This window comes from Streptococcus sanguinis (genome assembly GCF_003943735.1).
In the GTDB taxonomy this organism is placed as follows: Bacteria; Bacillota; Bacilli; order Lactobacillales; family Streptococcaceae; genus Streptococcus; species Streptococcus sanguinis_E.
This window is the reverse complement of record NZ_RJMV01000009.1, coordinates 16,339-43,223: the sequence shown is the minus strand read 5'-3', so window position 1 is coordinate 43,223 and position 26,885 is coordinate 16,339. Positions and strand designations below refer to the sequence as shown.

The following is a 26,885-nucleotide window of genomic DNA, read 5'->3' as shown; positions in this document are numbered from 1 at the left end:
AGAAAATACTATTTATCTGATTTGTAACAGAATTAATACTAGATGGAGTTTGAGATGGGATATTGGGATTATTTTTCGAGAGGCTTGCTTCAATCATTTTCTTGGAAAGATGGCTATGACAATGCTTTGTTAAGAGAGGTGCCAGGGGAATCATATTTGTTAGGTGTCTTCTCACATTCTTTGTTAGCCGTATTGATTACTTTTCTTGTTTTTTATGGTTTAAATATTGCTAAATTAAAAGCAGGTTCTTGGAAAGCTCTTATTAGCAAAGAATATCAAAAGAACCCAGTTAAATCTGTATTAGTTCTTGGTTTTGGTTTACCAATTATGATTCTTGTTCTTGTTTTTTATGAAGTTCATAGACCTATAGAAGCTCTACATGTTTATGAATATTTCAAAGAACAAAACGTGCACCCTGATATTGTTCGCTTAATCGATATAGATATACATACTACGACTGGTAAATATGGAAGAAAGATATTTAGTAATCTTATCTTCATAGTTGAAACAAAAGAAGGGACTCGTAAAGTGAACATTTCCGATGCCACACAGTATGAGGCAGAATTTTTAAAAGAAAATCTTGAAACGCCAACAAATATTTCCGTTCATGTAAATAGTAAGGGTGAAATAGTCTTTGTGCATTAGTGAACAAAATCTAAAGATAATCCTTGAAAATCCGTTTTCATGAGACGAAAAAGCTTGCTAAAGAGCGGCAGAAGTGCTATACTTATAGAGTTGACTATGCACATTCCTGTGCAACCGCACGAACATCGTTGCTCGTCGTATAACAAATTTAAACTTCGTCATTATCGCCTTGCCTAACACAAGTTATGCCTTCGGCTCAATTCCTAGTTTATTCTTTGTTATACTTAGAGCTCTTCTCTTAAGTGGTTCGTCCCACGATGCTAGGCGAGTCTTCACAAAATTCGGGGAAACCCTAAAAATCATAGGAGGTGCATAATGAGCACATACGCAATCATTAAAACTGGCGGAAAACAAGTTAAAGTTGAAGTTGGTCAAGCAATCTACGTTGAAAAGTTAAACGCTGAAGCTGGTCAAGATGTTACTTTTGACGAAGTTGTTCTTGTTGGTGGTGAAAACACTGTTGTAGGAACTCCGCTTGTTGCTGGAGCTTCTGTTGTCGGAACTGTTGAAAAACAAGGCAAGCAAAAGAAGGTTGTTACTTACAAGTACAAACCTAAAAAAGGCAGCCATCGTAAACAAGGTCACCGTCAACCATATACAAAAGTTGTCATCAACGCTATCAACGCTTAATTTTAAGGAGATTAAATGATACACGCAGTCTTTGAAAGAGCCGAAGATGGCGAACTGAGGCGTGCAGAAATCACAGGTCACGCCGCGAGTGGCGAATACGGCTATGATGTCGTGTGTGCGTCCGTTTCGACGCTCGCCATTAATTTTGTCAATTCAGTTGAGAAATTCGCAGGCTACGAACCGACCTTAGAATTAAACGAAGATGAAGGTGGATTCTTACGGGTTGAAATCCCGACAGATATTGCACCGAGCCAGAGAGAGATGACTCAGCTTTTCTTTGAATCATTTTTCCTAGGAATGGCAAACTTATCGGAGGACTCATCTGAGTTCGTCCAAACCAGAGTTATCACAGAAAACTAACACGGAGGAAAAACATTATGTTAAAAATGAATCTTGCTAACTTGCAACTATTCGCCCACAAAAAAGGTGGAGGTTCTACATCTAACGGACGTGATTCGCAAGCGAAACGTCTGGGGGCTAAAGCAGCTGACGGTCAAACCGTAACAGGCGGCTCTATCCTTTACCGTCAACGTGGCACTCACATCCATGCAGGTGTCAACGTTGGACGCGGCGGAGATGACACTTTGTTCGCAAAAGTTGAAGGCGTAGTACGCTTTGAACGCAAAGGACGCGATAAGAAACAAGTTTCTGTTTACCCAATCGCTAAATAATTAATAAGAAATCCCCATGCTCGGATATTGAGCATGGGGATTTCTTATTAGAGACGGCACGATAAAGCATTTATTTAATAATTCATGATGATGCTCATCAATTTTAGCATACAAACTCTGATAATATTCTAAAATTTTAATTTTTATACTAATAAATATTTGAAATCGCTTGCAGTTCCTATTTTTTTATGTTATTCTATATAAAATAGATGCAATCATGTTTCTAAATCTAAAAAGATAAGGAGAAATTATGGAAAAAGAATCATTTAAACTTCCAGGCTTTTCATTGTATAAATTGAAAGTTGGATTAGCATCAGCAACTCTTCTATTTGCCTTTTCACAAGCTTCGCATGTTTTTGCAGACCAGGTTAGCACACCACCTTCAAGCAGTATAGCAAAAACTGAAGCAGTAAGGTCTCCGATTGAAGCTGCTGGTACTGAAATTGCTGCTGATACGACGAAACCTGTTGTTGAAGAATCTACAGCGAAACCAGGAGATTTGATCGATGTCTCAAAAAATGTATCACCTGTTGATGTCAAAGAAAGTCAAGAAGGCAATCAAACAGTCCGTGTAGAAACGTCGACTGTTGATGTTACAAAGACAGAAGTGGCTCCGGCAAAGGTTGATAAGGCGCCAGAGCCAATAACTAGACGTACTGAAAATACTTTATCTGGCACAGATGAAAATGGGAATCCCTATACGCAGTATGAGCGAGTAGATAAGACTACAACTATTACCTACACCTCAACGCCACCAACTGTGACAAAAGCTGGTTCAGCTGATATTGTATTTGTTGTCGACCGTTCAGGATCGATGGGTGGCACAATTGATATTGTTCGTGCAAATATTAATGAATTTGTGCGAAATATTACTAAAGAGGGGATTACAGCACGTTTTGGCTTGGCGACATTTAGTGATGAAGTCTACGGCCATAATTCTGGCAGTAAAGATGAAGATACGGTTCTAACACGGTTTGGGTCATCTTATTTTACAACTGATCCTACTGAGCTCGAAAAGGCATTGGCTGCGATTCGTATTGCGAGTGGAGGGGATACTCCAGAAACACCAACGCCTGCCCTGAACCAGATTATTTCGACCTATGATTGGTCTAAGTCATCTAAAAATAAGAAATTCGTCGTTTTATTAACAGATGCTGAAATGAAAGAAGACCCTTCAATTCCAACGGTTGCTGATACACTTGCGGCTTTGAAAGCTGCTGGTATAGAAAGAACCGTAGCAACGGTAAAAGCGATTGAGGGAATTTACAAAAATTTTGCAACAGAAGGCAGAGTGCTTGATATCGAAAATAACTTAGCTGATGCTCTAACAAAAGGAACCACTTCATGGATTGTTGAAAGTGTCAATGAAGCTCGTTACTATAAAATCATAAAAGATAGTTATCAATTCTATCTTGAGCGTCGTACTACAATGCCTACATCTACCGTCTATCATGTTCAAGCACCAACACTTTTGGCCAAATCTGAACAGTCTCTTCCTAAAACAGGAAGTAGCGAAAAGGTAGTCTATAGTGTCGTTGGGCTTGGTTTGCTTCTGGCTGGATTGGGGCTAGGTATTAGTGTAAGAAAATCAGAAGAACAATAACCATCTGCTAAAAAATGAATTTCCCATTAGAGGGGTTTTGAATAAAACAAACACCAGAAACGAAGACATACGTCCTCATTTCTGGTATTTTTCATTATGGTGTAACTTCTTCGTCTTTTATATTGACAACGCCGTGCCAATTTGCATAATAGGTCTTTCCGTTATAGTTGACAATAGCTTCCCTATATAGATCACCATACTCGCTAAAGTAATAATAGTACTTGCCAATCTTAAAAAGTCCGTTTTCATAAGGTGTTCCATCTTCACCAAAGTAATAAGTATATTCAGAGTAACTAACAAATCTGTTTTTAACCATTTCTCCGTAAGAATCAAAGAAGTATTGCTTGCCATCTACACTGTAAAGATTGATGACCCTTCGTCCTTTTTCGTCAAAATAATAGACCTTACCTGTTGGGCTAGTATAGAAAGAGTTTTTTAGATTCGTCGGAATTTGTTCTCCTGGATCATCCCGAACTTCGTATATAGATCTATTAGGATCAAGTGCATAGTATTTACCCTTGTAAAGAACGATTCTATTTCTAATCCTTTCACCAGTTTCTTCATCAATAGAGCTAGGAAGGTCACGCTTAGGAGCTTCCGGAACCTTGATAGGTCCTGGATCATCAAAGATAGTAGGGTCGTCCTCAATATCTGGTACACTAGGATCGTAAATACCAACTTCACGTCTAGAAACCCAGTCAGGGATTGACTTGTTCTCCGCTCGAACTGTTCCAGTGGAAATCAAAGCAGCGGCTAAAGTCGCAGCAGAAGCCAGGGAAAGCCCCAGCCAGTAGCGGCGGTTGAGCATTACTTTAGTCTTCTTTTCTTGTCTCATAGCAAATCCTTTCTATGCAACTGTTAGTATAAGATTAAAGAATCTCATTTTTAACAGTTAGGTTATGTTATTTCTATAAAATTATACCTCTGTAACATTTCTATAATATTGTAATACTATTTCATTTTTATAGAGATTGTATTACTAATTGGTGATAAAAACGAACAATCATTAGATAATATGTAAACGTTTACAAACATCGTTTTTTGTGCTATTATTATAGGGATGAAAGGAGAATGCCTATGATGAAAAGGTATAAATTGCTATTGGCGCTTGCCTTGTCATTGCTGGTTTTTTGGCCATTGGGAGCTATAAAGGCAGATACGGTTAATCAGCCACCGGAATCTGCTAACCAGTCTGAACAAGCAAGTGCTGCAGTTGTATTGGACTCTTCTGATAGTGGTGTAGGAGCTAGTGGCACGCCAAGACAGGATAGTCAGATTGCTGCAAAAGCTCTGCCAGTTTCTGATACTCCGGCAGTTGCAGCTACTGAAACGGCTGTTTCAACCCAAGCTGTCAATGCGGAAAATTCGGTGGATAATTCTGCCAAACTAGCGACTGTCCAGGCTGTAGAAGCTTCCTCAGGTGCTAATCAAGATCAAGGTCAGGCTGAGACTGATGCGCCGCCGGCTTCTAAGAGAGTGCAGCAGCTTGTGGCGGATATGACGCTTCGTCAGAAGATTACCCAGATGCTGATGCCAGACTTCAGAAAATGGCAGCAAGAGGGTCAAGCCGCCCAGTCCGATATGACGGAGCTTAATAAAGAAGTGGCAGAAGCGGTTGATAAATACGACTTTGGCGGAGTTATTCTTTTTGCTGAGAATGTGAAAGGAACTGCTCAAACCTTGGCCTTGACGCAGGCCCTGCAGCAAGCAGCTATCAGTAACCAAGCTAATAATGGCAAGTTGCCGCTCTTGCTCGCTATTGACCAAGAAGGTGGTATTGTCTATCGTTTGGGCAGCGGGACTGCTCTTCCAGGCAATATGGCAGTTGGCGCGACGCGAGATCCAGAGTTAGCTAATCAAGCAGGTCAAATTATCGGACGGGAGCTATCAGCTCTAGGTTTGAATGTCAACTTTGCTCCTGTTTTTGATACAAATAATAATCCACAGAATCCAGTTATTGGGTTGCGTTCCTTCTCTTCTGATCCTAAGGTGGTTGCCCGTTTGGGAACGGCTATGATGGAGGGGATTCAGAAATACAATGTTGCAGTAGCGGCTAAGCATTTCCCTGGGCATGGTGATACGGCGGTAGATTCTCATACTGGTCTGCCTCTGGTAGATAAGTCCTATGCAGAGTTAGAAGCACTGGAGTTGCTTCCTTTCAAGGCTGCCATTGACAAAAACGCTGATATGCTGATGACAGCCCATATTCAGTATCCTCAGATTGAAAAAGACACGGTTATATCTAAACAAACTGGGGAAACCATCTATATCCCTGCTACCTTGTCTGATGACATTATTACTGGTATTGTTCGCAAGAAGTTTGGCTACAAGGGTGTAGTAGTATCTGATGCTATGGGCATGGATGCGATTGCCAAAAACTTCGGAGAATCCGAAGCAGCCATCATGGCAATCAAGTCTGGTGTAGATGTGGTGCTGATGCCAACTGTCTTACGTAGCAAGAGTGATTTAGCTAAAATCGATAAGATTATCAATGATATTGAGCAGGCAGTTCAGAGAGGCGATATTCCAGTCAGCAGATTGGATGAGTCAGTGACTCGCATCTTGAATCTAAAAGAAAAACGGGGTATTTTAGACTTTGACCCATCTGAGCGTACCCAAGCTAAGGCTGAAGCAACTGTTGGATCAGAGCTAAACAGAGATACCGAGAGAAAAATCGCTGCTAGTGCAGTGACGGTAGTTAAAAACGAAGATACTGTTCTGCCCTTTAAGGTCAAATCTGGCGACAGGATTTTGCTACTCGCGGCTTATGACGATGAAGTGCCTGGACTAGAGCTGGGTGTCAAGCGTCTGATAGCGGACGGAGTGATTCCAGCAGGTGTCACATACGAAGCGCTAAACTACAACAAAACAACCAAGTTAGAAGATTTGAAAGGAAAGATTGACCAAGCGACACACCTTGTCTTAATCTCTGAAATTGGACGTCAATCTCAACTAGCCAGCGATTTCTGGCTGACAAGAGTTCCGACAGAAGTCGTGGACTATGCAAACGCAACTGGAAAACAAGCAGCTATCATGAGCATTTCTAAACCTTATGATGTAGCGAATTACCCTAATGCCAAGGCTATTGTAGCAGTTTATGGAAACAAGGGCATGGATCCAACAGAGTCTCTGAAGCCTGACAACGCCTTCGGTCCTAATATCCCAGCAGGTGTGGAAGTCATTTTCAATGGTCAAAATCATGTTGGGAAGTTACCAGTAAATGTGCCGCGCATCAAGGATGGTATCATGTCTGAGACAGAGGTGGCCTATCCTATAGGGCATGGTCTCTTTTATACCGATCCAGTTAAGGATATAAAGGTGAATATCCCTTCATCTGCTCGGCTAGATCAGCCTTTTACAGCTACCGTTACCCTGAGTGGACTAAACGGTTTAGAAAAAAATGACTACCGTCTTGCCCTTAAGATGGATACTCAGCATTTTAGCATCCTACCAAGTCAAGACTATACCATCTCTGGTGATACTGTTTTGATTTCTAAAAAAGCCAATGATACCAATCCGGTTGAGATCAGCTTGAAAGGTTTAGTAGAAGGTCAGTTCAGTCCAGTGCTTTCCCTAACCTTGATTGACAGTCAAGACAGAGAATTCAGCATGGGAGAAGGTTATTACAAGGAGCTTGTTCAGATTGCTGCAGCTGGGCAGAACACGATTCCAGGCCAACAAACTCCTCCTCAGTTGAGTTTGAGTTCTGTTCAACCTGTAAGTTCTCGTCGGCAGCTAAGTCAGCAGGCTGCACAGTTTAATCAGCTTCCAAAAACAGGAGACAGCAACAGTTTGTTCTTAGTCTTGCTGGGTGCCTTGTTCTTGTTTGGGGCTGTCTATCTGTATGACTTGTCTTCTCGCAGACTATAAGGAATAAAAGAATGAGCGAGCAGTGTTGAAGAGCTCACAGTTCTAATCATTCTTGATAAAATAACAAAAAGGAAGAATCCAAAGCAAGTTTGCAGTAAAAGCGGATTCTTCTTTTTTACTTGGAATTTTGTAGGAATGCTGCAGCAGAGAGCTTTGCGAGTTTTCTAAAAATACGTAGGCTTGAATATTTTACTCAACTGTCATCGGTTTACTATTTACTTTTTATACGCTTTTTGGTATAATAGTTCATGTTATAAAATGTAACATCAAAGGAGGTTCTATCCATGAAAGCATCAAAGTGGCTGATTGCGACTGGAGTTGCACTGAGTGCCGGGCTATTTCTAACGGCTTGTAGCCAGTCTTCATCTAGCACAAATAATTATACTTACGTTTATAGTTCAGACCCTGACAGCTTGAACTATCTTGCTACAAACCGTACAACGACAAATGATGTCATTTCCAACCTGGTCGATGGACTTTTTGAAAATGACGAGTACGGAAATCTGGTTCCCTCTATCGCCAAGTCATGGACAGTTTCTAAGGACGGTCTGACCTATACTTATAAGCTGCGTGATGATGCTAAATGGTACACATCCGATGGTGAAGAATATGCAGAAGTAAAAGCTCAGGACTTTGTGACTGGCTTGAAGTATGCAGCGGATGAAAATTCTGAAGCTATTTATCTAGTTCAGGACTCTGTGAAGGGCTTGGATGCTTATATCAAGGGTGAAGATAAGAATTTTGACAATGTTGGTGTCAAGGCTATTGACGACCATACCCTGCAATATACTCTGACCCGCCCTGAGCCTTACTGGAACTCTAAAACAACCAGCACAATTCTCTTCCCAGTCAACGAAGAGTTTCTGAAAGCAGAAGGAAGCAATTTTGGCTCTGTCAAGCCATCTAGCATCCTTTATAATGGTCCTTACCTGCTCAAATCTCTGACTTCCAAGTCTGTGATGGAATTTGTCAAGAACCAAAACTACTACGATAAAGACAATGTCACTCTGGATAGCATCAAGCTGACCTACTATGATGGAAATGATCAGGAAGCGCTGATTCGTAACTTCAGCGATGGCGTTTACAGCACAGCTCGTCTCTATCCGAATAGCTCTGGCTTTGCTTCAGTCAAGAAGAAATATGCGGACAATATCGTATACAGCCCGCAGGATTCTACTTCTTATTACTATAATTTCAACTACAACCGTCAGTCTTACAATCATACTTCTAAAACAACAGATGCTCAAAAATCTGCGACCAACGAAGCAATCATGAACAAGGACTTCCGTCAGGCTATTAACTTTGCCTTTGACCGTACATCTTATGGTGCGCAAGGAAATGGTGAAGACGGAGCGACTAAGGTCTTGAGAAATACCTTGGTACCGCCTAGCTTTGTCCAAATTGGCGACAAGGATTTTGGAACTGTTGTTGGAGAAAAATTAGTCAACTATGGCAGTCAATGGCAAGGAATTGACCTCTCTGATGCTCAAGACCCTTACTATAATCCTGAAAAGGCTAAGGCGAAATTTGCAGAAGCGAAGCAAGCCTTGCAGGCTAAGGGTGTTGAATTCCCAATTCACTTAGATATGCCAGTGGATCAGTCTAGCACGATTGGAGTTCAATGGGCTAGCTCAACCAAGCAGTCTATCGAATCGGCTCTTGGAGCAGAAAATGTCGTCATTGACCTGCAAAAGATGAGCACAGACGATCTTAATAATATCACCTATTTTGCTAACTCTGCTGCTCAGAAAGACTATGATATGTCTACTGGTGGCTGGACTGGTGACTACCAAGACCCATCTACCTACCTTGATACTCTCAATATCAAGAACGGCGGAAGCTTGCAAAACTTTGGTTTTGAACCAGGTCAAGACAATGATAAGATTAAAGAGCTTGGCTTGGATACATATACTAAGATGCTGGAAGAAGCCAATGCTGAAACCAACGATGTGCAGCTGCGTTATGAAAAGTATGCAGAAGCGGAAGCTTGGTTGCTAGATAGCGGCTTGATTATTCCGACTGTTTCACAAGGAGCAACACCGTCTGTTACTAAATCAGTGCCATTTACAAAGGCCTACTCACCAGTTGGTGTCAAAGGTTCAGCTTACAACTTCAAGCTGACTCAGCTTCAGAAGGATGTTGTAACGACCAAAGAATATGAAGCTGCTAAGAAAAAATGGAAAGAAGAAGCTACTGCGGCAAATAAAAAAGCCCAGGAAGAACTTGCTGACCACGTTGAAAAATAAAAAAAATTAACTTAGCGACATTGGGGCTGGATTTTTCCAGCCTCTTTTTGAATGACTTGACTAAGGTTTTTGTAGTAAAATAGAAAGAAATACTGGAAGGAAGTGAAAGAGATGAAAGTAAGAATTTATAGTGCATTACCTGAGAAAGAAAAGCAGGTATTATTTGAATTAGTTCAAGAGTGTAATAAGGTGGACAGAGGCTATCGGCTGCCCTACCTAGATAATAATTATAATGCAGATCCTGAAATGCCAGCCTTTTTCTTAGCTGAGATGGATGGCCGAACCATCGGATTTTTATCAGTCTATGCGGACGAACCTGGTCAAGCAGAGGTTTCTCTCTATGTTCTGCCGACGTATCGCCGTCAGGGTGTGGCTAATCAGCTTCTGGCAGCTTTTGCAAAAGTAGCTGATAAGTATAATTTGACCGAGATTGAGTATGTAGCGGAGCTAGCTTTTTTGAACGGTCATCCCGATTTTGCTAGGAGATTTGATTACCAAGAGGATGAAGCAGAAATCTGGCTAGCGCAGTCTGCTCAAATTTTTCCTCTGGAAGAAAGAGAAGGGATAGAGGTCTTGCTAGGGAGTTTGAACTTGGCCGAAGAGATTGCAGCCTTTCAGTCCCAAGTATTTGAGACACCCCTGGATGTTGCCTTGAAATACGCCCAAGAATCCATAAGTAGTGGCTCCAGTCTGCTTTATATCTTGAAGAAAGATGGTCGGGTTGTGGCTTCTGTGTCGGTTGATACGGATTTTGGGACCAATTATTTCTTTGGCTTGGCGGTTTATCAAGATTTTCAGGGGCAGGGGTTAGGAAGCTATCTCTTGCTTGCAAGTATGCAGGATTTGAATGAGCTCAATGGACAGGAGTTTCAGATTGTCGTAGAAAAGCAGAATACTCGAGCTTTGAAACTCTATAAAAAGCTAGGCTTCAAAGAGATGACAGAGGTTGTCTATCTGAAAGAAAAATAGCAAATTTGTCTCAGATTGCTCATTAACTTAAAAAGAGAAACTGGCTTCTTACAGCTGGTTTCTTTTGTTCTGCCTTTGTTTATGGTATAATGAGACGATATGTAAAGAAGGAAAATGTTATGAATATTCAACAATTGCGTTATGTGGTCGCCATTGCTAATAGTGGGACTTTTCGAGAAGCTGCGGAAAAAATGTATGTCAGCCAGCCTAGTCTGTCTATCTCTGTCCGTGATCTGGAAAAAGAGCTGGGTTTCAAGATTTTTCGACGGACCAGCAGCGGGACTTTTCTGACTCGCCGAGGAATGGAGTTTTACGAAAAAGCTCAAGATTTGGTCAAAGGTTTTGATGTCTTTCAAAACCAATATGCCAATCCTGAGGAGGAGCGTGATGAGTTCTCTATTGCCAGCCAGCACTATGATTTTTTGCCGCCTTTGATTACACAATTTTCTCAGACCTATCCAGAGTATAAGAACTTCCGGATTTTTGAGTCAACAACCGTGCAGATTCTGGATGAAGTAGCGCAAGGCCATAGTGAAATCGGCATTATCTACCTTAATAATCAGAATACCAAGGGCATTATGCAGCGGGTGGAAAAGCTAGGCTTGGAAGTAATTGAGCTGATTCCTTTTCAGACCCATATTTACCTGCGGGAAGATCACCCTCTGACTCAGAAGAAGGAGTTGGTCATGGAAGATTTGGCAGCCTTGCCGACTGTTCGTTTCACTCAGGAAAAGGACGAGTATCTCTATTATTCAGAGAATTTTGTCGATACCAGTGCCAGCTCACAGATGTTTAATGTGACGGACCGTGCAACTTTGAATGGGATTTTGGAGCGAACCGATGCTTATGCGACCGGATCTGGCTTTTTGGACAGTAACAGTGTAAATGGTATTACTGTCATCAAGCTTCGTGACAATTTGGACAACCACATGGTCTATGTCAAGCGTGAAGATGTGGAGCTGACTCAGGTCGGGGAAGACTTTGTATCGGTTATGAAAGAGTATTTTGCACAGAAAAAATAAAGTATGAAAAGAAAAATTATTATTCCTTTTGCAGTCTTGGTTCTTATTGCTGTAGACCAGCTGGTTAAGTTATATATTGTCAGCGGTTTTAAGCTGGGGCAGGTCAAGAGTTTAATTCCGCATCTGGTGAGTCTGACCTATCTTCAGAATACCGGCGCAGCCTTCTCCATGCTGGAAAATCAGCAATGGCTCTTTACTTTAGTGACATTTTTGGTCATCGGCGGAGCTGTTTACTACCTCATCAAGCACCTCAATGCCTCAAAGTGGATGCTGGCTGGGCTGACCTTGGTGATTGCTGGCGGTTTGGGGAACTTTATTGACCGGATACGTCAAGGTTTTGTCGTGGACATGTTTCAGTTAGATTTTATTAATTTTGCTATTTTCAATTTGGCTGATATGTATCTGACCTTTGGTGTAGCTATTTTACTGCTGATGATTTTGAAGGAAGAAAAAGATGGAAGTAAGAATTGATGCTTCAGTAGCTGGTCAGCGATTGGACAAGGCGGTTGCCGAGCTGACAGACTTGTCAAGGAGCTTGGCTCATGAGCAGATTAAGAACGGCCGGATTTTGGTCAATGGACAAGCCAAAAAAGCCAAATATGCGGTCAAAGAAGGCGATGTCATCTCCTATGAATTGCCTGAGCCGGAAGTAGTTGAGTATGTGGCAGAGGATATTCCGCTAGAAATCGTCTATCAAGATGAGGACGTAGCAGTCGTCAATAAACCTCAGGGAATGGTCGTCCATCCTTCTGCAGGCCATACCAGTGGTACGCTGGTCAATGCCCTTATGTACTACATCAAAGACTTGTCCGGCATCAACGGAGTCCTCCGGCCGGGGATTGTCCATCGGATTGATAAGGACACTTCAGGGCTTCTCATGATTGCAAAAAATGACCAAGCCCATGTGGCTCTAGCTGATGAACTTAAGGATAAGAAATCCCTACGCAAGTATTGGGCTATTGTTCATGGGAATTTGCCTAATGACCGTGGGGTGATTGAGGCTCCGATTGGCCGCAGTGAAAAAGACCGCAAGAAGCAAGCTGTGACGGCTAAAGGCAAGCCTGCTCTGACGCGTTTTCAGGTCTTGGAACGTTTTGGTGACTATAGCTTGGTTGAGCTTCAGCTGGAAACGGGACGGACTCATCAGATCCGCGTTCACATGGCCTACATCGGACATCCTGTAGCTGGCGATGAGGTCTATGGACCACGTAAGACTTTAAAAGGACACGGCCAGTTTCTGCACGCACGAACGCTGGGCTTTACCCATCCTCGAACTGGTGAAGTGCTGGAATTTACAGCTGAAGCGCCAGCCATTTTCCAAGAAACCTTGGCAAAACTGCGACAAGAATAGGTAGGTTTATTCATTATTAAAATACAAATTTTCCTTTGATCGCTTCAATTGCGGTCGTTTTTATTTTCCGTAAATCATGGTATAATAAGACAATCTAGCAGTGAAGGAAAAGGAAATGAAAGCAAAGCGAATCGTATTTAAGGTGGGTACTTCATCGTTGACAAACGCAGATGGCAGTCTGTCACGCGCCAAGGTAAAGGAAATTACTCGGCAGTTGGCTCTCTTGCATGAGGCGGGACATGAGTTAATCTTGGTCTCATCAGGAGCTATTGCGGCAGGTTTTTCTTCTCTGGGCTTTAAAAAGCGACCGACCAAGGTGGCTGATAAGCAGGCTTCAGCTGCGGTTGGACAGGGTTTGCTTTTGGAGGAATATACAACCAATCTTCTTTTGAAGCAAATCATTTCTGCTCAGATTCTTTTGACTCAGGATGATTTTGCAGACAAGCGGCGGTACAAGAACGCCCATCAGGCTTTGTCTGTCTTGCTGAATCGCGGAGCTATTCCTATCATCAATGAAAATGACACAGTGGCCATCGAGGAGCTCAAGGTCGGGGATAATGATACACTTAGTGCTCAAGTAGCGGCTATGGTTCAGGCAGACCTCTTGGTGCTTCTGACAGATGTAGATGGCCTTTACACAGCCAATCCCTCTACCGATCCAGATGCTCTCCGGCTTGAAAAGATTGAGAAGATTAGCTCTGAGCTGATTGATATGGCAGGCGGTGCAGGAACGAGCAACGGAACTGGCGGCATGCTGACAAAGATCAAAGCTGCAACGTTGGCAACCATGTCTGGTGTTCCGGTCTATATCTGCTCTTCGCTCAAGACGGATGCTCTGCTGGAAGCTGCGGAGGAAACCAAGGATGGCAGTCTCTTTTTGGCTCAGGAAAAAGGTCTAAAAACGCAGAAGCAATGGCTGGCTTTCTATGCTAAAAGTCAAGGAGAAATCTATGTAGACCAAGGAGCAGCCGACGCTCTCAGAAATAATGGAAAAAGTTTGTTGGTATCCGGACTTGTATCTGTATCGGGGAACTTTGCCTATCAGGATACGGTGACCGTCTACGAGGAAGGCAGCGGAGCTATTCTTGGTAAAGGGCGCGTGCGTTTTGGCAAGTCAGCTCTTAAAGATATGCTCAAGTCCAATAAGCCTAAAGGTGTCGTCATTCATCGGGATGACTGGATTTCTCTGACACCGGAGTTGAATGATTTATTTGCAGAATTTTAGAAGACGAGGAAAGGAGAGGCCATGACCTCAACACAAGCGATTTTTGAAAAGGTTCAGAAAGTCAAGAAGACGATCAATACGGCCACAACGGCTGAGAAAAACCATGCTTTGGAAGAAATGGCAAAGCAGCTCTGGCTTTCTCGTGCGGATATTTTAGCAGCCAATGAATTGGATATGACCACGGCTAAAGGTAGGATTTCAGATGTGATGCTGGACCGCCTCTATCTGGATGAGGAGCGGATTGCTGCCATGGCAGAGGACATTCGCCAGTTGATTGACTTGGAGGATCCTGTAGGGCAAGTCTTGGAAAGGACCGAGCTTGATAACGGCCTTGTCATCAGTAAAAAGCAGGTGGCTATGGGCGTGATTGGGATTATCTACGAAAGCCGGCCTAACGTCACCTCTGACGCAGCAGCTCTGGCTCTAAAGAGTGGTAGTGCAGTCGTTCTCAGAAGTGGTAAGGATGCTTATCAGACAGCGCTAGCTATTGTCACAGCTTTGAAAGAAGGTTTGGGTCAGACAAAGATTTCACCGGATTGTATCCAGTTGGTTTCTGATACCAGTCGAGCTTCCGCCCAGGCCATGATGAAGGCCAAGGGTTATCTGGATTTGCTCATTCCTCGCGGAGGTGCTGGACTGATTCAGGCGGTCGTGGAAAATGCGACTGTGCCTGTTATCGAGACAGGTACTGGAATTGTCCATGTCTATGTAGATAAGGATGCTGATCAAGACAAGGCTTTGGCCATTATTGAGAATGCCAAGACCAGTCGCCCTTCTGTCTGCAATGCCATGGAGGTACTGCTGGTTCATGAAGAGATTGCAGCTGAATTTTTACCACTTTTGCAGAAGATGCTGGTGACAGATCGTGATGCTGCGCAAGAAAATCCTGTTGAATTGCGTTTGGATGAGAAAGCAGCTCAGTATATCTCGGGCTCGCAAGCTAAACCAGAAGATTTTGATACCGAATTTTTGGACTATATCTTAGCGGTCAAGCTGGTTTCCTCGCTGGAAGAAGCGGTGGATCATATTGAAGCTCACAGCACTCATCACTCGGACGCCATTGTGACGGAGAACGATGCAGCGGCAGCTTACTTCACAGAGCAGGTGGATAGCGCAGCAGTTTATGTTAATGCTTCAACCCGCTTTACAGATGGCGGTCAATTTGGCCTTGGCTGCGAAATGGGGATTTCTACTCAAAAACTGCATGCCAGAGGTCCTATGGGGCTGAAAGAGCTGACCACCTATAAGTACGTCATCCAAGGGACTGGTCAAGTGAGGAAATAATGATGAAAATTGGATTTATCGGTCTGGGAAATATGGGCGGCAGTCTCGCTCGTCTAGTTGCCCAAGATGAAAGATTTAGAAGCAAATTACTCCTGGCTAATCGCAGTCGTGACAAGGCTGAAAAGATTGCTGAAGAACTTGGTGGGCATCCGGTCAGTAATAAAGAAGTTTTTGCTCAGGCAGAAGTGATTTTTCTGGGAATCAAACCAGCTCAATTTGCTGACTTGCTGACTGAATATCAGGAAGTTCTAGAAAAACGAGAGTCTCTTTTGCTGGTTTCAATGGCTGCTGGTCTGACCTTGGAGCTATTAGAAAAATTGACATCTAGCCACCATCGTTGGATTCGGATGATGCCTAATACTCCAGTAGCCGTAGGTGAGGGCGTTATTACCTATGCCTTATCCCAGCAGGCAAACCCAACGGATGAAGATTTGTTGCGGGAACTTCTGTCTTCGGCTGGTCTTTTGGTCAAACTAGAGGAAAAGCAGCTGGATGCGGCGACAGCTCTTGCTGGCTGTGGACCAGCTTTCGTCTATCTCTTTATAGAGGCCTTAGCGGACGCTGGTGTCCGAGCAGGACTCAGTCGCGATATATCCCTGCAGCTGGCCAATCAGACACTTTTAGGAGCTGCTAAGCTAAGTCAGGTCAGTGGGCAACATCCTGCTCAACTCAAAGACCAGGTCTGCAGTCCGGCTGGTTCGACCATTGCTGGGGTGGCCAGTCTGGAAGAAAATGCCTTTCGAGGAACAGTCATGGATGCCGTTCAAGCTGCCTACAAGAGGACGCAGGAGTTGGGGAAATAAAGAAATCTACCAGTTTTAAGCTGGTAGATTTTGTATAGGTTGGTAGTCAAATCAGAGGGGGAATTATGTTCTTTCAACAATTTACAGATGAAAATCTTATCTTGAATAATCTTCATAAATGGTATGGTCATGATTGTCAGATTTCTCAACTTTCAAAAGGTAGTGAAAATCTAAATTATTTGATTGGCGGCCAGTTGGTGATTCGTGTGCTTTATTTGGCCAAAAGTTCGCCAATTTTTTCGCAAGCCTTTCCGTATCTAGAAAGAGAAGTGTATTTTGTCAATACTTTGTACGAGAACAAGTTAAATGCGCTTCGGTATCTGTCTTTTCCAGATGGGAAGTTCATTCATCGGCTGGATGTGAAGGATGGCAGTCTCTTTTTTCTAAAATCCCCTTATTTAATAGGTGAACGAATGACTTTCTCTTCCTCTAATCTGTCAGAACTTGCTCGAAACTTAGCAAATATACATGATTTTTCTCAGAGATATTTGATGACATTTGAAAGAGTCCCCTTTTATGACGACTTGATTTCTTCTTTGCATTTCAGAGCTTTTTCTTACAATCCTCAGCTTGAAAGAATCATTCCAGGCTATCAGGCATTGTGGAAAATATTTCAAGAGAACACAGAAATTTTGAAGTCAATGAAATCTGAGAGGCGGAATATTTTTATTCATAACGACTTACATAATGAAAATTTGCTGCTTTGCGAAAAGGAAGTAGCCATATTGGATTTTGGAGATTGCAGATATTCATTGCCTGAAGAGGATATTGGAACCTTGTTTTGGGGAATCCTGCAGAAAGTTGAAAGGTCAAGATATGAAGAAATGCTAGATCATTTTTTAAAATATTATTCCAGACCAATCGATAAAACTGTTTGTTTTCGTTATGCCTTGCAGAGATTTTTAGATATTCATTTGTATTATCTGAATGAAAATCTGAAAGAAGCAGGCTTAATCAAGTATCAAAAAGAAAAATTCAACAAAGAAGAAGCAATGATTAATTTTCTCATATCGAAAATTACTGAATAATACTTGCTTAATAAAAGTGTTTAAAGCTTGAAGCAGGGATTTGGCGATTATGATTTTAACCTTATTAATCCAACATTTATCCCGCTTGTCTTTGTGATTTATGTTATAATCTTACTATGCAAACCAAACCGACTTCTGCTTATGTGCACATTCCTTTTTGTACTCAGATTTGTTATTACTGCGATTTTTCTAAGGTTTTTATTAAAAATCAGCCGGTAGATAGTTATCTGGAGCATTTGATTGAGGAGTATGATTCTTACGATATCAAAAATCTCCGTACACTCTATATCGGTGGCGGAACTCCGACGGCTCTATCGGCACCCCAGTTGGCTTTTTTGCTTGAAAAGCTGACAGACAAGCTGGACTTGTCTTATCTAGAAGAGCTGACCATTGAAGCCAATCCTGGGGATTTGGACCAGGAGAAGATTGCTGTACTCAAAGACTCACCTGTCAATCGGGTTTCGCTTGGTGTACAGACTTTCAATGACCGCATGCTTAAGCAAATTGGCCGCAGTCACTCGGAAAAGGACATCTACGAGAATATTGTCAATCTCAAAAAAGCGGGTTTTGATAATATCTCGATTGACCTGATTTATGCCCTGCCCAAGCAGACTATGGAGGATGTGAAAACCAATGTGGCCAAGGCCATTGCTCTGGACATTCCTCACATGAGTTTGTACAGCTTGATTTTGGAAAATCATACGGTCTTCATGAATCGGATGCGGCGAGGGAAACTGCCTCTGCCCAAGGAAGATTTGGAAGCGGAGATGTTTGACTACATTATAGCTGAGCTGGAAAAGGCCGGCTTTGAGCATTATGAGATTTCAAACTTTTCCAAGCCAGGCTTTGAGAGCCGCCACAATCTCATGTACTGGGACAATGCGGAGTATTATGGTATTGGAGCGGGAGCGTCTGGCTATGTCAATGGTGTTCGCTATAAAAACCACGGGCCCATTCGCCATTATCTGCAGGCGGTGGAAGCGGGCAATGCCCGTGTGCAGGAAGAAATGCTGACGCTGAAAGAAAAAATGGAAGAAGAGATGTTTCTAGGACTGCGCAAGAAATCAGGCGTGTCAAAAAAACGTTTTGAGGAAAAATTCGGTATTTCCTTTGAAGACCAGTACGGAGCTGTTGTGTCTGAACTGACTCAGCAGGGCTTGTTAGTGCCGGACAGAGACATCGTGCGCATGACTAAACAAGGCCTCTTTTTGGGCGATACGGTTGCTGAGAAATTTATATTGGAGTAAATCATGGGCTTAACTTATCAAATGAAAATGAAAATTCCTTTTGATATGGCAGATATGAATGGCCATATCAAATTGCCGGATGTCCTCCTGCTATCCTTGCAGGTATCGGGGATGCAGTCGATTGAGCTTGACGTCAGTGACAAGGATATGCTGGAACAGTACAATCTGGTTTGGATTATCACGGACTATGATATTGATGTGACAAGACTTCCTCGCTTTGCAGAGGAGATTACCATTGAGACAGAAGCTTTGACCTACAATCGGCTCTTTTGCTACCGTCGCTTCACGATTTTTGATGAATCGGGTGAAGCCATTATCCAGATGATGGCAACCTTTGTCCTTATGGATCGGGATAGTCGCAAGGTTCATGCAGTTGAACCTGAGATTGTCGCTCCTTATCAGTCTGATTTTTCCAAGAAATTACTGCGCGGTCCTAAGTATCCAGACTTGGAAAATCCTGTCAGCAAGGACTACCATGTGCGCTTTTACGACTTGGATATGAACGGCCATGTCAATAATAGCAAGTATCTGGACTGGATCTTTGAGGTCATGGGTGCAGACTTCCTCACCCAGCACATTCCCAAGAAAGTCCATCTTAAGTATGTCAAGGAAGTTCGACCGGGCGGCATGATTGCTTCTAGCTATGACCTAGAAGGTCTGCAGAGCAATCACCAGATTTCTAGTGATGGTGAAGTCAATGCCCAGGCTTTAGTGACCTGGCAAGAGTTTAAACAAGAGAATTAGGAAGAGTAGAAATGACTTATAAAGGATATTTGATTGATTTAGACGGGACGATTTACAAGGGCAAGAGCCGGATTCCAGCTGGTGAAGCCTTTGTGCATGAGCTGCAGAAGCGCAAGATTCCCTATCTTTTCGTGACCAATAATACCACTCGCACGCCAGAAGCAGTGCAGACCATGCTGGCTGAAAATTTCAATATTGAGACGCCACTAGAGACTATTTACACAGCTACTTTAGCTACCATTGACTATATGCAGGAGAAAAAACTGGGCAAGAAAGTCTACGTTATCGGAGATGTCGGGCTTAAACATGCCATTGAAGAAGCTGGATATATAGAAGACACAGAAAATCCTGACTATGTGGTAGTAGGTCTGGACTGGGAAGTGGACTATGAGAAGCTGACAATAGCGACGCTGGCTATTCAAAAGGGTGCTCATTTTATCGGGACCAATCCTGATCTCAATATTCCGACGGAACGAGGTCTGCAGCCAGGAGCAGGTGCTATCAATGCCCTCTTGGAAGCAGCCACTCGGGTTGAGCCGACCTTTATCGGCAAGCCTAATGCTATCATCATGGAAAAAGCCATAGAGCATCTAGGGTTGGCGCGTGAAGAAGTGATCATGGTGGGTGATAACTATCTGACAGATATTCGAGCGGGAATTGATAACGGCATTCCGACCCTCTTGGTTACGACAGGTTTTACCCTGCCAGAAGAGGTGCCCAATCTGCCGATCCAACCAACGCATGTCTTGTCCAGTCTAGCGGAGTGGGACTTCGATGCGTGATAAGTTAAGATTTTCAGCCAGCATCTTGTGCTTGTTGGCAGTAGCTATCTTGTTAACCATTTATCTGGCTTGGCTCTTATACCCGATGGAGATTTCTTATTTCAACTTGCCGGATAAGGTGTATTTGAAAGCAGAGACCATTCAGTATAATTTTAATATTTTGATGAATTACCTGACCAATCCTTTTAGTCAGAAACTGGCGATGACGGATTTTCGTTCGTCAGCAGCAGGTCTGCATCATTTTCAGGCGGTCAAGTATCTTTTTCACTTGGCGCAAGCTATTTTTCTAGTTACTTTGCCGGCTTTGATTTTCTTTATCAAAAAAGTAGTCAAAAAGGGATTTTTAGGTCTCTATAGACGGGCTTTTCTGGTGATTAGTCTTTTGCCGCTTGCCTTAGGTGTACTTGCCTTTCTGATTGGCTTTAACAGTTTTTTTACACTCTTTCATCAAGTTCTCTTTGCCGGAGACAATACCTGGATGTTTGACCCAGCCAATGATCCAGTCATTTGGATTCTACCAGAAGAATTTTTCATGCACGCCTTTATTCTTTTTGCTTTGCTTTATGAGGGAATCTTTTTGACCTTGTATTTGCTGAGCAGAAAGGGTAAAGAGTAAACTTAAAACAGGAGATTTTATGTATTATATACCCGAACCTTTAAATCCTAAAAAAGATCTAGGACGATTTTCAGCGACTTGCTTCACTTATTTATGGGTTATGCTTGCTGCTGTCTTCATTTACGTATTTGTTGCTTTTTTTGTCATCATGCCAGGACAAGGTATGGACATTCAAAAGACGCAAGACATTGTTACCAAATTCATGGAAAAGGACGGCGGAGCCTATATTCTAGCTTCCTGTCTCGGTGTTCTTACTTTTACGGTGTCTCGGGGTAAGCAGCTCTTTAAATACGACCTTCGTCGCAAGGGGCGGAAGATGACTCCTAAAGTTTTCTTTTATATGATTTGCTTCCTTTTATTCGCCCAAATGTTTACAGCTGTTGTCAATCAGATCATGCATGCTATCATGCAACTCTTCAATCTAGATCTTTCTAGTATGGAATCAGGAGGCGGCGGTTCTGAAACACTGACCATGTTGATTTATTCATCCTTGATGGCTCCGGTTACGGAGGAAATTATTTTCAGAGGTGCTGGATTAAGAGCGTTAGAGAAGCATGGAAAGATTTTTGCCATTCTTCTGACTGCGATTTTGTTTGGTCTCTTTCATGAAAATCTTTATCAGTTTTATTTTGCTAGTTTGATTGGTTTAGGTTTTGGCTATATCGCTTTTGAGTATTCGATTATCTGGTCTATCATTTTTCATGCTCTCAATAACTTTGTCATAGCAGAAGGTATAGCTTTTCTTTCAAAAAAAACTCCAGAGCCTATTGTTAACATCGTTTTTTACGGCCTACTAATCGCTGGCAGTACAGTATTTCTTTTGCTCTTAATCTTGAAATGGCCAAAATTTAAGGAATACATTGACACAAATCGTTCGCTCCCAGGGACTTACCGACAGGCTTTTAAATCAGTCTGGTTCTGGGTTTTGGTTGTGTTTACTTTTCTTGGAACGTTTCTGCCTGTCATGGCAGCCTATATTGTATCCTTGATTAATAATAGCTAATTGCCTTTTATTTGGCAGCTATGCAACGATATGAAAGGGGTTGGATATAGTCCAGCTCTTTTTTGTTCGATAAAAAGATAGAAAATGAAAGTTTTTGATAGAAAGTGCTTGACATTGAAAATTAAAGAGGTATAATAATAATCGTAAACGATTTCAAAGGAGGTGCTTTATGCTGAAGTCGGAAAGAAAGCAAGTTATTCTAGAGACAGTCATAAGAGAAAAATTTGTCTCTTTAGACTATCTAGTACATGCTTTAAACACTTCAGAATCAACTATCAGAAGAGATTTGGATGAACTGGAGAGCGAGCATAAACTGCGACGAGTTCATGGTGGAGCCGAGAGCCTTCATTTTCTACAAGAAGAGGAGAGTAATCAGGAAAAATCTATCAAAAGCATTCAAGAAAAGACAGCTATTGCCAAGATGGCAGCAAGCTTGATTCAAGAGCATGATGTGATTTTTATTGATGCGGGGACAACCAATGAGCTTTTAGTTAATGAGCTGCATGACCCTAGAGTGACAGTCGTCACTAACTCCATTCACCATGCGACCAAGTTGGTAGAGCGTAATATCCCGACAGTCATTATCGGCGGAAAGGTCAAGCGCTCAACGGATGCCAGCATTGGCGGTGTTGCCCTAAATCAAATCGGTCAGTTGAATTTCGATAAGGCCTTTATTGGGATGAATGGCATTGACGATGGCTTCTTTACCACTCCAGATATGGAGGAAGGAGCTGTCAAAAGAGCGATTTTGGAGAATGCTAAGAAGACTTATGTCTTGGCTGATCTTTCTAAACTAGGACAGACGTCCTTTGTCAAGGTCGCTCCTCTTGCCAAAGCAAGCATTATTACTATTCAAAATGAATCGGAAGTGATTCAAGCGCTGAAAGAAAAAACGGAGGTGATTGAGGTATGATTTATACTGTCACACTAAACCCTTCCATCGACTATATTGTTCGTCTGGACAAGGTCCTTATAGGAAGCGTCAATCGGATGGACAGTGACGACAAATTCGCTGGCGGGAAGGGAATCAACGTTAGCCGAGTTCTCAAACGTCTAGGTATTGAGAATACAGCGACTGGTTTTATCGGTGGTTTTACTGGCAAGTTCATCACAGATACTCTGGAAGAGGAAGGAATCTCAAGCCATTTTGTAGAAGTTGAGCAGGATACTCGTATCAATGTCAAGATTAAAGCAGATGCTGAGACAGAAATTAATGGACCTGGTCCAGAAATTTCCAGTCAGAAACTAGAAGAACTTGAGAAGTTCCTTTCTTCTCTGACCTCAGAAGATACGGTAGTCTTCGCAGGCAGCAGTCCTAAAAATCTAGGAAATGTTGTCTACAAGGAGTTGATTGGCCTGACCAGAAAGACAGGAGCGCAAGTCGTCTGTGACTTTGAAGGCCAGACGTTGCTTGATTCATTAGAGTTTGAGCCGCTCTTGGTCAAACCTAATAACCACGAACTAGGTGATATTTTCGGAGTCAAGCTCGAAAGCTTGGATCAGATTGAGAGTTATGCCCGTCAAATCTTAGACAAGGGTGCCCAACATGTCATCATTTCCATGGCTGGTGACGGTGCCTTGCTGGTAACTCGAGAGGGTGCCTATTTCGCTAAACCTATCAAGGGCAATGTGAAAAATTCTGTTGGTGCTGGCGACTCTATGGTGGCTGGATTTACCGGAGAGTTTGTCCGCTCTGGTGATGTTATTCAAGCCTTCAAATGGGGAGTGGCCTGCGGAACGGCGACCACCTTCTCAGATGATTTGGCGACAGCTGATTATATAAAAGAAATCTATGAAAAAGTAGAGGTAGAAAAAATATGAAAATTCAAGACTTACTAAGAAAAGATGTGATGTTGCTAGACTTGCAGGCAACAGAGAAAAAAGCTGTTATCGAAGAAATGATTCAGAGCCTAGTGAATCATGGCTATGTGACAGACTTTGAGACTTTCAAAGAAGGGATTTTGGCTCGTGAAGCCTTGACTTCTACAGGTTTGGGTGACGGAATCGCTATGCCCCACAGCAAAAATGCTGCAGTGAAAGAAGCTACTGTACTTTTTGCCAAGTCAAATAAAGGCGTAGATTACGAAAGTTTGGATGGCCAACCAACTGATCTTTTCTTCATGATTGCAGCTCCAGAAGGCGCTAACGATACTCACTTGGCTGCCTTGGCTGAATTGTCTCAATACCTGATGAAGGATGGTTTTGCGGATAAATTGCGCCAAGTGACTTCGCCTGATCAGGTGGTTGAGCTCTTTGACCAAGCTTCGGAAAAAGCAGAAGAACCTGCTGTCGTTGAACCTGCCAATGAAGGCGGAGACTTCCTTGTGGCTGTAACAGCATGTACAACAGGGATTGCGCATACCTACATGGCTCAAGAGGCCTTGCAGAAGGTCGCTGCTGAAATGGGTGTCGGCATCAAGGTTGAAACCAACGGTGCCAGCGGTGTCGGAAATAAACTGACAGCAGAAGATATCAAAAATGCCAAGGCTGTTATCATTGCTGCAGATAAGGCGGTAGAAATGAACCGCTTTGACGGCAAGCCGTTAATTAATCGTCCAGTTGCAGACGGTATTCGTAAGACAGAAGAACTGATCAATCTGGCCCTTTCTGGAAATGCAGAGGTTTACAAGGCAGCTAACGGTAGCGGTGCTGCAGAATCCAGCAATGAGAAACTTAGTCTGGGCGGCGCTTTCTACAAGCACTTGATGAGCGGTGTTTCCCAAATGTTGCCATTCGTTATTGGTGGCGGGATTATGATTGCCATTGCATTCTTGCTGGATCAGATCTTAGGTGTACCAAAAGATCAGCTTTCTAATCTGGGAAGTTATCATGAGATTGCAGCGCAGTTTAAAGCAATTGGTGGAGCAGCATTTGGTTTCATGTTGCCGGTATTAGCTGGTTATATCGCTTACTCAATCGCTGAAAAGCCAGGTCTGGTTTCTGGTTTTGTAGCTGGAGCAATTGCGAGCAGCGGTGCATCATTTGGTGGTGTTGCCTATGCTGAAGGCGGTCAGAAGACTCTTGAATTAACTGGTGTATCATCTGGTTTCCTTGGTGCTTTGGTAGGAGGATTCTTAGCCGGTGGTGTTATCTTGCTTCTTCGCAAGCTTCTTGCAGGTCTGCCTCGTTCACTTGAAGGTATCCGTTCAATCTTGCTCTTGCCTCTTCTTGGCGTTCTTGTGACTGGATTTGTGATGTTGGCGGTCAATATTCCAATGTCAGCAATCAATACAGCCTTGAATGATTTCTTGGCAAGTCTGAGCGGAAGCTCTGCTGTCCTCCTCGGTCTCTTAGTCGGTGGTATGATGGCTGTCGATATGGGTGGGCCGGTTAATAAGGCTGCTTACGTATTTGGTACTAGTACACTTGCAAGCACTGTTTCAACTGGTGGTTCGCCTGTTATGGCAGCGGTAATGGCAGCTGGTATGGTTCCGCCTTTGGCAGTATTTATTGCAACTCTTTTGTTCAAACATAAATTCACTGAAGAAGAACGTGATTCAGGTTTGACAAACATCGTCATGGGACTATCTTTCATCACAGAAGGAGCGATTCCTTTTGGAGCTGCTGACCCAGCCCGTGCTATTCCAAGCTTTATCGTAGGTTCAGCTCTAACAGGTGCTCTTGTAGGATTGTCAGGTATCAAGCTCATGGCTCCTCACGGAGGAATCTTCGTTATCGGTTTGACAAATAATCCAATCCTTTACTTGGTATATGTATTGATTGGTGCATTAGTCAGCGGTATTATCTTTGGTTACCTGCGCAAACCACTTAAAAAATAATATTTAAAGAATCTCGCTTGTCAGTGAGATTCTTTTTTGTGTTTTCTGGCCTGCAAATTTTAGCATGGAAACTTCGCTCGATATATGGTATAATGGGCCTATCGCATATTTTTAGGAGAATAAAAATGAACATACAGCGCGAAAAAGAATTTGTTAGTCAATACCATTTTGACGCCCGAAATTTTGAGTGGGAAAAAGAAAATGGAACACCTGAAACCAAGGTTGATGTGAATTTCCAATTGGTCAAAAGAGACGTCGAAGCTCACACAACTTCATTGATTGTGATTTTGACCTTTATGATTGTTTTTGAGAATTTTGTTATCAGCGGAACCATTTCGCAAGCCAACCACATTCACGGTCGTCTTATTGAGGAACCAAGTGAATTTGACCACGATGAAGTAGAAGAGCTGGCTCGGCCTTGCCTGACCATGCTCAACCGCTTGACTTATGAAGTAACAGAAATTGCTCTGGATTTGCCGGGCATTAATTTGGAGTTTTAATCATGAGGTTAGCGGTTATCACAGATTCATCGGCCTATCTGCCGGCTTCCCTACTGGAGAATGAAAATCTTTTCGTTTTGGATATTCCAGTCGTGATTGCTGGTGAGTCTTATGTCGAAGGCAGAAACTTAACAGCTAGTGAATTTTATGAAAAAATGGCTCAGTCAGATGAACTGCCCAAGACCAGTCAGCCTAGCATTGCTGAGTTAGAAGAGATTCTCACCATTCTAGATGGCAAGGACTATACCCATGTTCTGGGGCTCTTTCTATCTAGCGGTATTTCTGGTTTTTACCAAAATATTCAGTATCTAAAAGATGAGTTTCATGGTTTGAAAATTGCCTTTCCGGATTCCAAGATTACCAGTGCACCGCTCGGTATCATGGCCCAATCAGCTCTAGAATGGGCAGAACAAGGCCTAGATTTTGAAACAATTTTAGCTAATGTTCAAAAGCAGATTGATGGCACCAGCGCCTTTATCATGGTGGATGACTTGAACCACTTGGTCAAAGGAGGACGCCTGTCTAACGGTGCAGCTATTCTGGGAAATCTGCTCAGCATCAAGCCTATTCTGTATTTTAACGATCATGGTGTGATAGAGGTTTTTGAAAAGATTCGGACGGAGAAGAAGGCTACCAAGCGTATGCTGGAACTTGTCCAAGAAAGAACAGCAGGCGGTGCTTGTCAGATTATGGTTATCCATGGCAATGCGCCAGAAAAAGCAGCTGAGCTACGGCAACATCTGCTAGACAGCGGTATTGCTGGCGAAGTTCCTATCGCAACCTTTGGCAGTGTTATCGGGACGCACCTAGGCAGGGGTAGTGTTGCACTTGCTTATATTCCTGTAATTTGATTGTCTGAGTGCCTGA

General features: G+C 42.8%; 26 protein-coding genes. 25 read left to right on the top strand and 1 reads right to left on the bottom strand.

Annotation, left to right across the window (positions count from 1 at the left end; translation table 11 throughout):
- Positions 1-54: 54 nt before the first annotated feature.
- From D8877_RS09180 to D8877_RS09160, 5 genes are all read left to right on the top strand, one after another.
- Positions 55-645 carry a hypothetical protein gene (locus tag D8877_RS09180; RefSeq protein WP_260468721.1) on the top strand — a complete coding sequence of 197 codons (591 nt, stop codon included), beginning with the start codon at positions 55-57 and terminating at the stop codon, positions 643-645.
- A 315-nt stretch (positions 646-960) separates the two neighbouring features.
- On the top strand, positions 961-1,275 hold the full coding sequence (gene rplU / locus D8877_RS09175) for a 50S ribosomal protein L21 (protein ID WP_002904398.1): 315 nt from the start codon (positions 961-963) through the stop codon (positions 1,273-1,275).
- A 15-nt stretch (positions 1,276-1,290) separates the two neighbouring features.
- Positions 1,291-1,635 carry a ribosomal-processing cysteine protease Prp gene (locus D8877_RS09170; protein WP_002930300.1) on the top strand — a complete coding sequence of 115 codons (345 nt, stop codon included), beginning with the start codon at positions 1,291-1,293 and terminating at the stop codon, positions 1,633-1,635.
- A gap of 17 nt (positions 1,636-1,652) precedes the next feature.
- Positions 1,653-1,946 (top strand): 50S ribosomal protein L27, encoded by a 294-nt coding sequence (gene rpmA / locus D8877_RS09165; RefSeq protein WP_002895619.1) that lies wholly within the window; start codon positions 1,653-1,655, stop codon positions 1,944-1,946.
- A gap of 250 nt (positions 1,947-2,196) precedes the next feature.
- Entirely contained in the window at positions 2,197-3,549 is a 1,353-nt protein-coding gene (locus tag D8877_RS09160) for a vWA domain-containing protein (protein ID WP_125353124.1), read from the top strand.
- A 94-nt stretch (positions 3,550-3,643) separates the two neighbouring features.
- Here D8877_RS09160 and D8877_RS09155 read toward each other — a convergent pair whose 3' ends face one another.
- Positions 3,644-4,384 carry a hypothetical protein gene (locus tag D8877_RS09155; RefSeq protein WP_125353122.1) on the bottom strand — a complete coding sequence of 247 codons (741 nt, stop codon included), beginning with the start codon at positions 4,382-4,384 and terminating at the stop codon, positions 3,644-3,646.
- 236 nt (positions 4,385-4,620) lie between these two features.
- Between D8877_RS09155 and D8877_RS09150 the strand changes: the two genes are divergently transcribed.
- The 20 genes from D8877_RS09150 (at position 4,621) to D8877_RS09050 (ending at position 26,869) form a co-directional block, all read left to right on the top strand.
- Positions 4,621-7,419 carry a glycoside hydrolase family 3 N-terminal domain-containing protein gene (locus D8877_RS09150; RefSeq protein WP_185760211.1) on the top strand — a complete coding sequence of 933 codons (2,799 nt, stop codon included), beginning with the start codon at positions 4,621-4,623 and terminating at the stop codon, positions 7,417-7,419.
- Between the two features lie 284 nt (positions 7,420-7,703).
- Positions 7,704-9,665 (top strand): peptide ABC transporter substrate-binding protein, encoded by a 1,962-nt coding sequence (locus tag D8877_RS09145; protein WP_125347781.1) that lies wholly within the window; start codon positions 7,704-7,706, stop codon positions 9,663-9,665.
- A 111-nt stretch (positions 9,666-9,776) separates the two neighbouring features.
- Positions 9,777-10,634, top strand: coding sequence for a GNAT family N-acetyltransferase (locus D8877_RS09135; protein WP_185760210.1), 858 nt, complete (start codon positions 9,777-9,779; stop codon positions 10,632-10,634).
- Positions 10,635-10,753: 119 nt separating this feature from the next.
- On the top strand, positions 10,754-11,656 hold the full coding sequence (locus D8877_RS09130) for a LysR family transcriptional regulator (protein ID WP_032908183.1): 903 nt from the start codon (positions 10,754-10,756) through the stop codon (positions 11,654-11,656).
- A 3-nt stretch (positions 11,657-11,659) separates the two neighbouring features.
- A complete protein-coding gene (gene lspA, locus D8877_RS09125) occupies positions 11,660-12,127 on the top strand; it encodes a signal peptidase II (protein WP_125353116.1) in 468 nt (155 codons plus the stop codon).
- Positions 12,111-13,007 (top strand): RluA family pseudouridine synthase, encoded by an 897-nt coding sequence (locus tag D8877_RS09120; RefSeq protein WP_125341251.1) that lies wholly within the window; start codon positions 12,111-12,113, stop codon positions 13,005-13,007. The genes lspA and D8877_RS09120 overlap by 17 nt, the downstream gene beginning before the upstream one ends.
- A 115-nt stretch (positions 13,008-13,122) precedes the next feature.
- Positions 13,123-14,232: a glutamate 5-kinase gene (proB, locus tag D8877_RS09115; RefSeq protein WP_125341250.1), complete on the top strand. Its 1,110-nt coding sequence runs from the start codon at positions 13,123-13,125 to the stop codon at positions 14,230-14,232.
- Positions 14,233-14,253: 21 nt separating this feature from the next.
- On the top strand, positions 14,254-15,516 hold the full coding sequence (locus D8877_RS09110; protein ID WP_125341249.1) for a glutamate-5-semialdehyde dehydrogenase: 1,263 nt from the start codon (positions 14,254-14,256) through the stop codon (positions 15,514-15,516).
- A gap of 2 nt (positions 15,517-15,518) precedes the next feature.
- On the top strand, positions 15,519-16,319 hold the full coding sequence (gene proC, locus D8877_RS09105; protein WP_125353114.1) for a pyrroline-5-carboxylate reductase: 801 nt from the start codon (positions 15,519-15,521) through the stop codon (positions 16,317-16,319).
- 65 nt (positions 16,320-16,384) lie between these two features.
- A complete protein-coding gene (locus D8877_RS09100) occupies positions 16,385-17,347 on the top strand; it encodes a phosphotransferase (protein WP_125341247.1) in 963 nt (320 codons plus the stop codon).
- Between the two features lie 116 nt (positions 17,348-17,463).
- Positions 17,464-18,594 (top strand): radical SAM family heme chaperone HemW, encoded by a 1,131-nt coding sequence (gene hemW / locus D8877_RS09095; protein WP_125341246.1) that lies wholly within the window; start codon positions 17,464-17,466, stop codon positions 18,592-18,594.
- A 3-nt stretch (positions 18,595-18,597) separates the two neighbouring features.
- Positions 18,598-19,338: an acyl-[acyl-carrier-protein] thioesterase gene (locus D8877_RS09090; RefSeq protein ID WP_125341245.1), complete on the top strand. Its 741-nt coding sequence runs from the start codon at positions 18,598-18,600 to the stop codon at positions 19,336-19,338.
- Between the two features lie 11 nt (positions 19,339-19,349).
- On the top strand, positions 19,350-20,120 hold the full coding sequence (locus tag D8877_RS09085; RefSeq protein WP_125353111.1) for a TIGR01457 family HAD-type hydrolase: 771 nt from the start codon (positions 19,350-19,352) through the stop codon (positions 20,118-20,120).
- Positions 20,113-20,736 carry a TIGR01906 family membrane protein gene (locus D8877_RS09080; RefSeq protein ID WP_048773309.1) on the top strand — a complete coding sequence of 208 codons (624 nt, stop codon included), beginning with the start codon at positions 20,113-20,115 and terminating at the stop codon, positions 20,734-20,736. The genes D8877_RS09085 and D8877_RS09080 overlap by 8 nt, the downstream gene beginning before the upstream one ends.
- 19 nt (positions 20,737-20,755) lie before the next feature.
- The gene (locus D8877_RS09075) at positions 20,756-21,739 is read left to right on the top strand and encodes a CPBP family intramembrane glutamic endopeptidase (RefSeq protein ID WP_048773311.1); all 984 of its coding nucleotides are present in this window, start codon (positions 20,756-20,758) and stop codon (positions 21,737-21,739) included.
- A gap of 169 nt (positions 21,740-21,908) precedes the next feature.
- Positions 21,909-22,652, top strand: coding sequence for a DeoR/GlpR family DNA-binding transcription regulator (locus D8877_RS09070; RefSeq protein WP_002897650.1), 744 nt, complete (start codon positions 21,909-21,911; stop codon positions 22,650-22,652).
- Positions 22,649-23,560 carry a 1-phosphofructokinase gene (gene pfkB / locus D8877_RS09065; protein ID WP_002906648.1) on the top strand — a complete coding sequence of 304 codons (912 nt, stop codon included), beginning with the start codon at positions 22,649-22,651 and terminating at the stop codon, positions 23,558-23,560. The genes D8877_RS09070 and pfkB overlap by 4 nt, the downstream gene beginning before the upstream one ends.
- Positions 23,557-25,518 (top strand): PTS fructose transporter subunit IIABC, encoded by a 1,962-nt coding sequence (locus D8877_RS09060; RefSeq protein WP_125353109.1) that lies wholly within the window; start codon positions 23,557-23,559, stop codon positions 25,516-25,518. Before pfkB ends, D8877_RS09060 begins: the two co-directional genes overlap by 4 nt.
- Before the next feature lie 125 nt (positions 25,519-25,643).
- A complete protein-coding gene (locus D8877_RS09055; RefSeq protein WP_002915309.1) occupies positions 25,644-26,018 on the top strand; it encodes a DUF1149 family protein in 375 nt (124 codons plus the stop codon).
- 2 nt (positions 26,019-26,020) lie between these two features.
- Positions 26,021-26,869, top strand: a complete 849-nt coding sequence (locus D8877_RS09050; RefSeq protein WP_125341238.1) for a DegV family protein — start codon at positions 26,021-26,023, stop codon at positions 26,867-26,869.
- Positions 26,870-26,885 lie beyond the last annotated feature (16 nt).